Origin of the sequence: Collimonas sp. (assembly GCF_039923675.1) — a bacterium.
GTDB lineage: Bacteria > Pseudomonadota > Gammaproteobacteria > Burkholderiales > Burkholderiaceae_D > Collimonas.
On the sequence record NZ_JBDTCG010000082.1, the window covers coordinates 1 to 11,551 of the forward strand.

General features: G+C 58.3%; 12 protein-coding genes and 1 tRNA gene. 8 read left to right on the plus strand and 5 right to left on the minus strand.

Annotation, left to right across the window (positions count from 1 at the left end):
• The 3 genes from ABI171_RS17775 to mutL form a co-directional block, all read right to left on the minus strand.
• Positions 1-77 (minus strand) — tRNA-Met (locus tag ABI171_RS17775).
• An 86-nt stretch (positions 78-163) separates the two neighbouring features.
• Positions 164-1,135, minus strand: coding sequence for a tRNA (adenosine(37)-N6)-dimethylallyltransferase MiaA (gene miaA, locus ABI171_RS17780; RefSeq protein ID WP_348093867.1), 972 nt, complete (start codon positions 1,133-1,135; stop codon positions 164-166).
• A 39-nt stretch (positions 1,136-1,174) separates the two neighbouring features.
• Complete coding sequence (mutL, locus tag ABI171_RS17785; RefSeq protein ID WP_348093868.1) at positions 1,175-3,052, minus strand: DNA mismatch repair endonuclease MutL; 1,878 nt, start codon at positions 3,050-3,052, stop codon at positions 1,175-1,177.
• 303 nt (positions 3,053-3,355) lie between these two features.
• On the opposite strand from mutL, the gene ABI171_RS17790 reads away from it, so the two are divergent.
• Positions 3,356-4,000 carry a VTT domain-containing protein gene (locus ABI171_RS17790; RefSeq protein ID WP_348093869.1) on the plus strand — a complete coding sequence of 215 codons (645 nt, stop codon included), beginning with the start codon at positions 3,356-3,358 and terminating at the stop codon, positions 3,998-4,000.
• 108 nt (positions 4,001-4,108) lie between these two features.
• Here ABI171_RS17790 and ABI171_RS17795 read toward each other — a convergent pair whose 3' ends face one another.
• The gene (locus ABI171_RS17795) at positions 4,109-5,458 is read right to left on the minus strand and encodes an N-acetylmuramoyl-L-alanine amidase (RefSeq protein WP_348093870.1); all 1,350 of its coding nucleotides are present in this window, start codon (positions 5,456-5,458) and stop codon (positions 4,109-4,111) included.
• Entirely contained in the window at positions 5,422-5,916 is a 495-nt protein-coding gene (gene tsaE / locus ABI171_RS17800) for a tRNA (adenosine(37)-N6)-threonylcarbamoyltransferase complex ATPase subunit type 1 TsaE (RefSeq protein WP_348093871.1), read from the minus strand. Before tsaE ends, ABI171_RS17795 begins: the two co-directional genes overlap by 37 nt.
• Positions 5,917-5,998: 82 nt before the next feature.
• Here tsaE and queG point away from each other — a divergent pair, with 82 nt between their 5' ends.
• From queG to ABI171_RS17835, 7 genes are all read left to right on the plus strand, one after another.
• Complete coding sequence (gene queG, locus ABI171_RS17805) at positions 5,999-7,144, plus strand: tRNA epoxyqueuosine(34) reductase QueG (protein ID WP_348093872.1); 1,146 nt, start codon at positions 5,999-6,001, stop codon at positions 7,142-7,144.
• 549 nt (positions 7,145-7,693) lie between these two features.
• The gene (locus ABI171_RS17810) at positions 7,694-8,227 is read left to right on the plus strand and encodes a methylated-DNA--[protein]-cysteine S-methyltransferase (RefSeq protein ID WP_348093873.1); all 534 of its coding nucleotides are present in this window, start codon (positions 7,694-7,696) and stop codon (positions 8,225-8,227) included.
• Positions 8,224-9,162 carry a site-specific tyrosine recombinase XerD gene (gene xerD, locus ABI171_RS17815; protein ID WP_348093874.1) on the plus strand — a complete coding sequence of 313 codons (939 nt, stop codon included), beginning with the start codon at positions 8,224-8,226 and terminating at the stop codon, positions 9,160-9,162. Before ABI171_RS17810 ends, xerD begins: the two co-directional genes overlap by 4 nt.
• A gap of 138 nt (positions 9,163-9,300) precedes the next feature.
• Complete coding sequence (locus ABI171_RS17820) at positions 9,301-9,486, plus strand: hypothetical protein (protein ID WP_348093875.1); 186 nt, start codon at positions 9,301-9,303, stop codon at positions 9,484-9,486.
• 144 nt (positions 9,487-9,630) lie between these two features.
• Complete coding sequence (gene ybaK, locus ABI171_RS17825; protein WP_348093876.1) at positions 9,631-10,116, plus strand: Cys-tRNA(Pro) deacylase; 486 nt, start codon at positions 9,631-9,633, stop codon at positions 10,114-10,116.
• A 42-nt stretch (positions 10,117-10,158) separates the two neighbouring features.
• Positions 10,159-10,779, plus strand: coding sequence for a glycerol-3-phosphate 1-O-acyltransferase PlsY (gene plsY / locus ABI171_RS17830; RefSeq protein WP_348093877.1), 621 nt, complete (start codon positions 10,159-10,161; stop codon positions 10,777-10,779).
• A gap of 51 nt (positions 10,780-10,830) precedes the next feature.
• Positions 10,831-11,277, plus strand: coding sequence for an excinuclease ATPase subunit (locus ABI171_RS17835; protein WP_348093878.1), 447 nt, complete (start codon positions 10,831-10,833; stop codon positions 11,275-11,277).
• The last annotated feature ends 274 nt before the right edge of the window (positions 11,278-11,551 follow it).

An 11,551-nucleotide genomic window follows, 5' to 3' on the forward strand; every position in this document is an offset into this window, starting at 1 on the left:
TGGTGGTGATAGGTGGACTTGAACCACCGACCCCAGCATTATGAGTGCTGTGCTCTAACCAACTGAGCTATATCACCAATGAAGCCCTAAATTATGACGCATTTCTTCAAATGCTGTCAAGAAAAACAGGCTTCTGGTGCTGTGAAACGGCAATTAAGGCGTGTTATGGGCGTTTCAAGGCATTTGTGACTGTTGCCAGTACGGTATCCACAACATGATCGCCGATGCAGTCAATCACGATCCGGTCGGGCATGGCGCGCAGCCAGGTCAGCTGGCGTTTGGCGAGCTGGCGGGTGGCGGCGATGCTTTTTTCGCGTAATTCCTGGTAGCCGTACTGGCCGTCCAGATATTCCCAGGTTTGCCGGTAGCCGACGCAGCGCATCGATGGCAGGCCGAGGTGCAGGTCGCCACGGGCGCGCAGGGTTTCGACTTCCTTGATTAAGCCGCCGCTCTCTGGATCCAGCATGAGGTCGAAGCGCTGGGCGATCCGGCCGTGCAATACGCTGCGGTCGGATGGTTCGAGGGCGATCGGCAGTGTATCGAACGGCAGTTCCGGCGCCGGCTGGTTGGTCAGTAGCGAGGACATGGTCTGGCCGCTCAGTTCGATGATTTCCAGGGCGCGCTGGATGCGTTGGCTGTCGTTGGGTTTGAGGCGTTCTGCGGTAACCGGGTCAAGCAGCGCCAGTTTGGTGTGCATGCCGGGTACGCCGATCACGGCGGCTTCGGCGTCCAGTCGGGCGCGCAGCGCCGGGTCGGCTTGCGGCAGGGCGTCGAGGCCGTCGCGCAGGGCTTTGAAATACAGCATGGTGCCGCCGACCATCAGCACTTGCTTGCCGCGCGCATGGATTTCTGCGAACAGGCGCAAGGCGTCGTCGCGGAATTGCATGGCCGAATAGGATTGCGTCGGCTCCATGATGTCGATCAGGTGGTGCGGCACGGCGTCCAGTTCTACGCGGCTGGGCTTGGCGGTGCCGATGTCCATGCCGCGGTATACCAGCGCTGAATCGACCGAGATGATTTCGGACGGAATGTGGCGGGCGATTTCCAGTGCGGATGCGGTTTTTCCGGACGCGGTGGGGCCCATGATGGCGACTACCAGCGGTTTATTTCCGGGTCTTGCTGAAGGTGATGGCATGCTGCTTTTTTCTGCGAATGTTCCGCGTTTTCCGGACGGCTATTGGCCGCGCAAGAAGAGTTTATCCAGGTCGGACAGCGCCAGCTGGCTCCAGGTCGGGCGGCCGTGATTGCACTGGTCGGCGCGTTCGGTGGCTTCCATCTGGCGCAGCAGGGCATTCATTTCCGGTGCGGTCAGGCTGCGGTTGGCGCGCACCGCGGTGTGGCAGGCCAGCGTGCCGAGCAGTTCATTGCGGCGTTCCACCAGCACCCGTGAGCCGCCGAATTCGCGCACGTCGCGCAAGACATCGCGCGCCAGCGTTTGCGCATCGGCGTTCTTCAGCAAGGCCGGCACCGAGCGCACCGCCAGCGTGGTGGGCGAGATGGCGGCGATGTCGAAGCCTAGCGCGTGCAAGGTTTCCTGGTTTTCTTCGGCGGTGCCGACTTCCACTGCATCGGCAAAGAAGGTCACCGGGATCAGCAGCGGCTGCACTTGCATCGCGTCTTCATCTAGCGCGCCTTTGAGCTGTTCGTACAGGATGCGCTCGTGGGCGGCGTGCATGTCGACCAGCACCAGGCCCTTGGTGTTTTGTGCCAGGATGTAGATGCCGTGTAGCTGGGCCAGGGCGAAGCCGAGCGGGAAATCATCGCTGGGCAAGGTCTGGTTGTCGGCTTGCGGGATCGCCTGGTAGCTCGGCGCGCCGCGGGCAGGGCGGGGATTATCCGTAAACAAGGCGCCGTAATTGGCGGTGGTTTGCGCGATGCCGTGTGCGCTCGGGGCGAATTGCGGGCCGAACGAGGTTTGTTGCTGCGGCACTTGAGGCGGTAGCTGCGCGCCGGGTTGCAGGATCGCTTGCAGATGCTCTTGCGAGCCGCGGATCCACGGCATGGCGCTGCTGGGCGATGCCAGCGGCGCAGGCGTCGCGCCAAACGAGGTGGCGGAAGTTTGCGCCAGTGCGCGGCTGACGGCGTGGAACACGAATTGGTGAACCGCGCGGCTGTCGCGGAAGCGCACTTCGATTTTCGACGGGTGCACATTGACGTCGACCAGCGCCGGATCGAGGTCCAGGCCTAATACATAGGAGGGGTAGCGGTCGCCGTGCAGCACGTCCTGGTAGGCGGCGCGCACGGCGTGCACCAGCAGCTTGTCGCGCACGAAGCGGCCGTTGACGTAGAAGTATTGTGCATCGGCGCGCGCCTTGGAGGCGGTCGGCAAGCCGACGAAGCCGTGCAGGCGCAGCGGGCCGGCGGCTTCGTCCAGCGCCAGGCGGGCGTTGGCGAATTCGTGGCCGAGGATGCCGGCGCTGCGCTTGGCCATTTCGGTGACGATCCAGTGGTCGACGGTCTTGCCGTTGTGGGTCAGCGAAAAGGATACATCCGGCCGCGCCAGCGCAATGCGCCTGACCACTTCGGCGCAATGGCCGAACTCGGTCTGGTCGGATTTGAGAAACTTGCGCCTGGCCGGCGTATTGAAATATAAATCCTGGACATCGACGGTGGTGCCTTGCGCGCCGGAAGATGGTGTGACTGCCAGCGTGCCGCCATCGATTTCCGACGCGTGCGCGGCATCCGCGGTGCGCGAAGTCAGGGTCAGTTGCGACACCGAGGCGATCGAGGCCAGCGCTTCGCCGCGAAAGCCCAGCGTGGCGACGTTTTCCAGATCGTGCAGCGAGGCGATCTTGGATGTGGCGTGACGCGCCAGCGCCAGCGGCAATTGTTCCGGCGTGATGCCGCGGCCGTTGTCGGTGATGGCGATGCGCTTGACGCCGCCTTGTTCGAGCCGGACCGTGATCTGGCTGGCGCCGGCGTCAAGGGCGTTTTCCAGCAATTCCTTGACCACGGCGGATGGCCGTTCGACCACCTCGCCTGCCGCAATTTGCGAAATCAGGTTGTCGGGTAGCTGCTGGATGGAGCGGATGGGGGAGAGCGGTGCATTCATGCAGCGATTATACCGAAGCCGGACCGGTCGAGCCCCCGTACTCGCTAGCTGCTTGCCTAGCCAGCATCAGCCATCACCATGGCGGTTGCGGGGTAAACAATTGCCGAATCCGGCATTTTGCCGTCCGCGGTAGTGTATTATTCCGGCGCTACCCTAGGAATAATCAGCCGCGGTTCCTCGCTGAGACAGGCGCGAGCCGGTAGCACTTTCACCCGATGTAGTGAACTTTATTCAACAAAAGAAAGTCAGTGTGCATAAGACTTTCTATATATAAATTAGCGGTCAACTGAGGAATCTAGGTTTATGGACTTTATGCAATTCGTCGACATCATCCTGCATGTCGATAAATCCCTGGGGTTCCTGATTCGGGAATATGGCACTTTGGTGTACATGGTGCTGTTCCTGATCGTCTTTTGCGAGACCGGCCTGGTGGTATTGCCGTTTTTGCCCGGCGATACCTTGCTGTTCATCGGCGGCGCGTTTTGCGCGACCGGCGAAATGAATATCTGGCTGCTGATGGGGTTGCTGATCATTGCGGCGACTACCGGCAATACACTGAATTACTGGATCGGCAGCCTGATCGGGCATAAAGTCTACACCCACGATTATCGCTGGCTGGACAAGACGGCCCTGCAAAAGACCCATGCGTTTTACGAGCACCACGGCGGCAAGACGATTATCCTGTCGCGTTTCGTACCGATCGTGCGCACTTTCGCGCCGTTTGTGGCGGGTGTCTCGGAAATGACTTTTTCCAAGTTCCAATTCTTTAATATTACCGGCGCACTCATCTGGGTGATCGGCCTGGTGTCGGCCGGCTATTTCTTCGGCAATATCCCTGTCATCCGCGATCACCTGAACACGATCGTCCTGATCGGGGTCGGCGCAGCGATCGTGCCGGTGGCGCTGGGCGGCCTGTGGAAGTTCTACAAGAAAATGCGCGGCGCTTGAGTCGGACGACTGGCTGTACCGCCGAATGAAATAAGGGCCGGCTGCGTATCTTGCAGCCGGCCCTTATTGTTTTAATGCCATGCCTGTTTCAGCCTTGAGGCCAGTACCTCAGGTCAGAACATTCCTTGCCAGCGGCGGATTGTGGGCAAAGTATTTCTTGATGCCTTTCAGGATCGCATCCGCCATCTGGTCCTGGTACGCATTGTCGGTCAGCTTGGCTTCTTCTTCCGGATTGGAAATGAAGGCGGTTTCGATCAGGATGCTCGGAATGTCCGGCGCCTTCAGCACCGCAAAGCCGGCTTGTTCGACCGAGCCCTTGTGCAGTTTGTTGATGCCGCCGATTTCGCCCAGTACCGCGCCGCCCAGTTTCATGCTGTCGTTGATTTGCGCCGTGGTCGACAAATCCAGCAGCACACTGGCCAGCTGGCGGTCATGACTCTTGATGTTGATGCCGCCGATCATGTCGGCCGAGTTTTCCTTGTTGGCGAGCCAGCGCGCAGCGGTCGAGCTGGCGCCTTTTTCCGACAGGGCGAACACTGACGAGCCGCGCGCGGATGGCGTCACGAAAGCATCGGCATGGATCGAGACGAACAGGTCGGCTTGTACCTTGCGGGCTTTTTGCACGCGCACGCCGAGCGGCACGAAGAAATCGGCATCGCGCGTCAGCATCACGCGCATGTTTGGCTGTTGTTCGATCCTGGCCTTGAGGCGCTTGGCGATCGACAGCACCACGTGTTTTTCGTGATTGCCGCCGCTGCCGGTGGCGCCCGGGTCTTCGCCGCCATGGCCTGGGTCGAGCGCGATGGTGATCATGCGCGTCAGGTTGGAAGTGCGGTCCGGCTTGGGGTCGATGCGGGCAATTTGCGGCTGGTCCGGTTGCGGCTGCAATGGCGGCGTCGGCTTCGGATCCGGCTTGGTTTGCGCTACCGGCGGTGCGACTTCGCCCGGATTGGAGGATGGCCATTCGCCTTTTTCGATCATCATCGCGATCGGGTCAGGCGGGTTGACCGGGTACAGGTCGAACACCAGCCGGTGCTGGTAGCCGGCCACCGGCGGCAGGGTGAACACCTGAGGTTTGACTTCTTCCTTGAGGTCGAACACCAGCCGCACCACGCCCGGGCGGTTCTGGCCGACGCGGACTTGCTTGATATAGGGATCGTTAGGCTGGATCTTGGCGACCAGTTCCTTCAGGGTCGAATTGAGTTCGATGCCTTCGATGTCGACCACCATGCGATCCGGGTTCTGCACCACGAAATGGCTGGTTTTCAGGTCGGAATCGTTTTCCAGCGTGACGCGGGTGTAGTCATCTGCGGGCCAGACCCGTACCGCGACAATTTGCGCGGCGTGCGCCAATGTCGGCACCAGTACTGAAAAGAGCAGGGTTCCGCCCGCCTTCAGCACGGTGCGGCGGGTCTTCGATTTTAGAGGTTTGGTGCAAATTTCAGTCGAGCGAGACATTGACTACCCTTATCAGATAACGCCTGCAATTCTACATCACGTCCCTTGCCGGAAACACTGGAAACGCTGAGTAATATACTGATGTCGGGTGGCGGCAACGCTGCGGCAGCTTTTTCCGGCCATTCGACGATGCAGATGGTGCTTTGGTTGAAGTATTCGCGAAAACCGGCTTCCAGGAATTCATCCGGACTGGCCATCCGATAGAGGTCGAAGTGCATCACTTCGACGCTCTGTTTGTCTATCAGGATGGAATAAGGTTCCACTAACGTGTAAGTCGGACTTTTTACATGGCCCTGGTAACCGGCGGCGTGCAGCAAGGCACGCGTCAGCGCGGTCTTGCCGGCGCCGAGATCGCCATGCAAATGGATCGCCAATCCGGGCAACAAAGCGCGGGCCAAGGCAGCGCCCAGGGCATTGGTGCCGGCTTCATCGTGCAGGCGGGTTGTAAAATGCGGCATCGCGTAACATAGTCCTCTATAGTAAATTCATTCGTGTCTTTTTTGAATCGCACCAGCCATGGCAGCAACACAGCAGCATCTTATGCAGAAAAATACGCAGCAAAATGCGCACAAAACCCCGCCGGATCCCGATCTGGCGGCGCTCGCCACTGCCATCAAGGCGTGGGGGCGCGAACTCGGTTTTGCCGATATCCGTATCAGCGACGTCGACCTGGCCCAGCAAGAGGCCGGATTCCAGGCGTGGCTGGCGCTCGGCTATCACGGTGAGATGGATTATATGGCAGCGCACGGAATGAAGCGCGCCCGGCCTGCCGAATTGGTGCCGGGGACGATCCGGGCGATTGCGGTACGCATGGATTACCTGCCGCGCGCATTCCAGGATGCGCCGGACCTATGGCGGCCGCTTGAGCAGGCCCGGCTGGCGCCCGCCGCTGCCGGCACGGCGACCATATCGTTGTATGCCCGCGGCCGCGACTATCACAAGGTCATCCGTTCGCGGTTGCAACAGCTGGCGGACCGCATCAAGGACGAAATCGGCGAGTTCGGCTATCGGGTGTTTACCGATTCGGCGCCGGTGATGGAAGTGGCGCTGGCGCAGAAAGCCGGTCTCGGCTGGCGCGGCAAACATACCTTGCTGCTGAATCGCGAAGCCGGTTCATTCTTTTTTCTTGGCGAAATCCTGACCGACTTGCCGCTACCGGTCGATGAGGCCACGAGTTCCCATTGCGGCCAATGCAGCGCCTGCATCGATGTCTGTCCGACCCAGGCGATTATCGGCCCCTACAAGCTGGACGCGCGCCGTTGCATCTCCTACCTGACGATCGAGCTGAAAGGCAGCATTCCGCTTGAACTGCGACCGCTGATCGGCAACCGGGTTTACGGCTGCGACGATTGCCAGCTGTTTTGTCCCTGGAATAAATTTGCGCAGCCGTCGACACTGGGCGATTTCGATGTGCGCAACGGTCTTGACCAGGCCACGCTGGTGGAATTGTTCGGCTGGACCGAGGAACAGTTCAACAGCCGCATGGAGGGCAGCCCGATCCGCCGCATCGGCCATCAGCGCTGGTTGCGCAATATGGCGGTCGGGCTCGGCAATGCTGCCGCGGCTGGCGTCAGCACGCCTGAAATTATTGCAGCTCTGCAGGCGCGCGGCGAGGATCCGTCAGAACTGGTGCGGGAACATGTGGCTTGGGCCTTGCAGCAACATGGCGTGACGTCGGCCGTTTAATACGGTAGCGGCAACAGGTTGACGATATGCATGGAGTGGCGGATATTGTAAGAAAGCAGTCTGGCGACGGGGTAGACTTGATGTTATGGCTGAATGTCCAATGGTTGCGCTGTCATTAATTTCCGTGTGGAAATTAACCTGACCGGTTTGATAAGGGTTTAGTCTAAGCCTATGTTGTTTAGCCAAAATGATTCATATAAATTATTTGTTAAATCCGGGTAACACCTGTTACAGTGCGACCACAATTTGACATTGCAAGACAAAAATAAACGCTTGCAGTGATCGGACCGGATTCCAGATTTTCGCTTTGCAGTAGTTGTATGCGGCACAGTTGATGCAGCACAGGATTCAGATTTTTAAGCAGCAGAAGAAAGCGGCAACGCGCTTGAATCACAGAGTTACAGGTGGTGGTGCATAAGAACGGTATTGATACCGGGGATACTGAGGAGACCGTGCAGTCCAAATGAAGCTGTATAAACAGCCGGGATTGCACACGGAGTAATTTGAGGCGCATCGACAGATGCGCCTTTTTTATTTTATGCTGTGGCTATGAATATTATTTCTTATAGTCCATTGAAGCGCGTAGCCGGCGGCCAGCTTCCCGCCCAGCATTTCACCGCCGTGGTCGCCGCGCCATTCGGCGCCATCGGTATACGCACCGACGCCGGTTTGCTGCGCGAGCTGGTTTATCTGCCTCCCTCATTCCACGAAAAAGACGCCAGCGATGCCTTGTCGGCGCGCGTGGCGGACCAGATGTGTCGTTATTTAGCACAACCTGATTTCCGCTTCGACTTGCCATTGGCGCCGCTGGGCACCGCTTTCCAGCACCGGGTGTGGAAAGTGATTGCCGCGATACCGCGCGGGGAAATCCTCACCTACGGCCAGGTCGCCAAACTGATCGAATCCGCGCCGCGCGCGGTAGGGCAGGCCTGTGGCGCCAACTGGTTTCCGCTGGTGATCCCTTGCCACCGGGTGACCGCTTCCGGCGGCATCGGCGGCTTTTCTCATCACGATGACGCAGACGGCTTTCATCTGCGAGTCAAACGCTGGCTGCTGCAACACGAAGGCGTGACCGGTCTGTGAGAAGATCCAAGGCCGAGTTGCAGGCCAGACCAGCACTGAACCCCGACCACCAAACCGCGATCGACGAGTTTTGCGATAGCTTGTGGCTGGAAGACGGCCTTGCCAAGAATTCGCTGGAAGCCTATCGGCGCGACATGACGCTGTTTGCGCTGTGGCTGCAGGAGCAGCCGGACGGCAAACCGCTGTTTGCAGTCCAGGCCGGCGACCTGAATGCTTATTTCCTGGCTAAACACGACAGCAGCAAGGCCACCTCGTCGAACCGCCGTCTGGCGGTGCTGAAGCGTTTCTATCTGCTTGCGCTGCGGCAAAACCGTATCAGCACCGATCCCTGCCTGCATTTGCGCTCGGCCAAGCAGCCGCCGCGCTTTCCCAAGGTATTGTCGGAAGTGCAAGTGGAAGCACTGCTGGCGGCGCCCGACGTCAATACGCCGCTCGGCTTGCGCGATCGCACCATGCTGGAGCTGATGTATGCCAGCGGCTTGCGGGTATCCGAGCTGGTGTTGCTGAAATCGCTGGAAGTCGGCATGAACGAAGGCGTCTTGCGCATCACCGGCAAGGGCAATAAAACCCGCTTGCTGCCGTTTGGCGAAGAGGCGCGCAGCTGGATCGTGCGTTATCTGAAAGACGCGCGCGGCCAGATCCTGAACGGCCAGATGGACGACGCCCTGTTCGTGACGGCACGCGGCGGCGCCATGACGCGCCAGATGTTCTGGACCCTGATCAAGAAATACGCCGCCAAGGCGGTGATCAACGCTCCCTTGTCGCCGCATACCTTGCGCCATGCGTTCGCCACCCATCTGCTTAACCATGGCGCGGACTTGCGCGTGGTGCAGCTGTTGCTGGGGCATGCCGACATATCGACTACGCAGATTTATACGCATGTGGCGCGGGAGCGTCTGAAAGCCTTGCACGCAGCGCACCATCCGCGCGGTTGAAGTGGTTTTAAAGAGTTGCTATATTGAAATAATAAATAGGTGATTTGTTAATATCCCGAGCCATTGAATTCTGCATCTTCCCAATTATTCTCCTGTATCCTGTAGTACATCATTCAAGAGTCTATTTAGGGGGCGCAATTGGCAAAAACGAATTTTCAGTACGAAAAACGGCAAAAAGAATTGGAAAAGAAAAAAAAGAAGGAAGAAAAGCTGAAGCGCAAGCTGGAGAAAGGTTCTTCCGAAACTGAAGCCGAAGAGGGTGCGGACGAAGGCGTCGAGCCTGCGGCGGGCGAACCTACGAGCGAAGAGCCGAAGCAGCCTTAAGCACGATGATGGCAGTCTGACCCAATGGATGGCGGATCAGGGGCCAAGTCACTTCCGCGATCTGTGATGTCGCTGCATCGGTTTTACGAAAAGATCATTTGCAAGCAGACGCCTCCACACGGGCGCTGCATTCAAATTCCCGGTATGACAAAACACATTTCAGAGACCCCGGCCACGCAATTCCTGCGCAAGCACGGTGCGCTCTTTTCCGAACATCCCTATCCCTATGAGGAACATGGCGGCACCACGGTATCGGCGCGCGCGCTGGGCGTGGATGAACATCATGTGGTGAAGACGCTGGTCATGCAGGATGAGGCGGCCAAACCCCTGATCATCCTGATGCACGGCGACCGCAAGGTGTCGACCAAGAACCTGGCGCGGCAAACCGGCCATAAATCCGTCGAGCCGTGCAAGCCGGAGGTGGCCAACCGCCATTCCGGCTACCTGATCGGCGGCACTTCGCCGTTCGCCACGCGCAAACAGCTGCCGGTCTATATAGAAGAAAGCATCCTGGGTTTGCAGAAGATATATATTAACGGTGGCCGGCGCGGCTATCTGATCGGCGTGGCGCCGCAGATCGTGGTCGATCTGCTGCAAGCGCAAGCGGTCCGGTGTGCGCTGGAAGAATGAGCGTCAACCTACATTGATTAAGATAAAAAGAAAGAGACACGCATGTACACATCGTTATTCGTGATTGCCGCCTACCTGATGGGTTCGGTTTCATTCGGCATCATCACCAGCAAACTGTTCGGGCTGGGCGATCCGCGCACCTATGGCTCCAATAATCCCGGCGCCACCAACGTCCTGCGCAGCGGCAACAAGCCGGCGGCGGCGCTGACCCTGCTGGGCGACGGGTTCAAGGGCTGGCTGGCGGTGTGGCTGACGCAAAGATACGGGCCGCAATTCGGCCTTGGCGACGGCACCGTTGCGCTGGCGGCGGTAGCGGTTTTCCTGGGGCACCTGTGGCCGGTATTTTTCCGCTTCGCCGGCGGCAAGGGCGTCGCTACCTTGCTGGGCATTTTGATAGGCCTCAATCCGTGGCTGGGCCTGGCTACCATCGGCACCTGGCTGATCATTGCCTACGCCTTCCGTTATTCCTCGCTGGCGGCATTGATAGCGAGTGTGTTTGCGCCTTTCTTCTACACCTTGATGGAAGGGCCTGACATGATCCTGCTGGCGATTGTAGTGATGAGCGCCTTGCTGATATATCGCCATGCCAAGAACATCGGCAATCTGCTGGCCGGGAAAGAAAGCCGTATCGGTTCCAAAAAGAATGGCGGCAAGGCGGCATAGCCTGGCCGTCATGCAGCCGGGTATTTTTAATCATTAAAACCAAGGGAAAAAATGAAAAATCTGATGTTGATGATGGCGGCTGCCGCAGGAATACTGTTAACCGCCCTGCCGGCGCAAGCCGTAGACAGGATCGTGATGCTGCCGGTGGGCGCGGCGATGGCGGACAACGATGCGCAAAGCCGACTAGGCGACAGCGTGCATTTTTATTTCGGCAATCAACCGGCGCCGGCGGTGCTGGAGAAACTCGGTAGCAACAAAACCAGCCAGAAGACCAATGCCTTTGGCAAGTCCGATGAAAAAGCCTGCAACTGGGCGTTCCTGTCCGCAATGCTGAGTTTGCAAAAGCATGCACAGAGCATAGGCGCGAACGCTGTCACTAATATTGCGAGTAATTACAATAATGTCGAGCATGCAAGTGCGACGGAATTCGAATGCCACGCAGGAGCAATCATGGCTGGCGTTGCCTTGAAGGGCGACTTTGTCAAAGTTGCCAGGTAATGTAAATACAGGAGTGCAGATGAGCACATGACGGACCTGCCCATCTGTCTCAAGAAAGTTGCTGCAAGCCATGGAATCCGGCATCGCATCAAACAGAAGCTGTTTTTGGGGAAATAAAAATGCGCTGGCCACCTCTGGTCCAGCGCTTTTTTATTTGGATTTACGGCTGTTGTTATATCGAATCAGCTATAAGTCGCAATTTTATGATGTTTATATGTAATTATTGTTGCGCCGCGCCATACAAATAACGGTCTATATTTTGCTTTTGAGTCAA

Coding starts and splice junctions, on each gene's coding strand:
- ABI171_RS17835 (WP_348093878.1), top strand. CDS start 10,831: ATGAAAAATCTGATGTTGATGATGGCGGCTGCCGCAGGAATACTGTTA.
- mutL (WP_348093868.1), bottom strand. CDS start 3,052: ATGAATGCACCGCTCTCCCCCATCCGCTCCATCCAGCAGCTACCCGAC.
- ABI171_RS17795 (WP_348093870.1), bottom strand. CDS start 5,458: ATGTCTCGCTCGACTGAAATTTGCACCAAACCTCTAAAATCGAAGACC.
- ABI171_RS17810 (WP_348093873.1), top strand. CDS start 7,694: ATGAATATTATTTCTTATAGTCCATTGAAGCGCGTAGCCGGCGGCCAG.
- tsaE (WP_348093871.1), bottom strand. CDS start 5,916: ATGCCGCATTTTACAACCCGCCTGCACGATGAAGCCGGCACCAATGCC.
- queG (WP_348093872.1), top strand. CDS start 5,999: ATGCAGAAAAATACGCAGCAAAATGCGCACAAAACCCCGCCGGATCCC.
- miaA (WP_348093867.1), bottom strand. CDS start 1,135: ATGCCATCACCTTCAGCAAGACCCGGAAATAAACCGCTGGTAGTCGCC.
- ybaK (WP_348093876.1), top strand. CDS start 9,631: ATGACAAAACACATTTCAGAGACCCCGGCCACGCAATTCCTGCGCAAG.
- ABI171_RS17790 (WP_348093869.1), top strand. CDS start 3,356: ATGGACTTTATGCAATTCGTCGACATCATCCTGCATGTCGATAAATCC.
- plsY (WP_348093877.1), top strand. CDS start 10,159: ATGTACACATCGTTATTCGTGATTGCCGCCTACCTGATGGGTTCGGTT.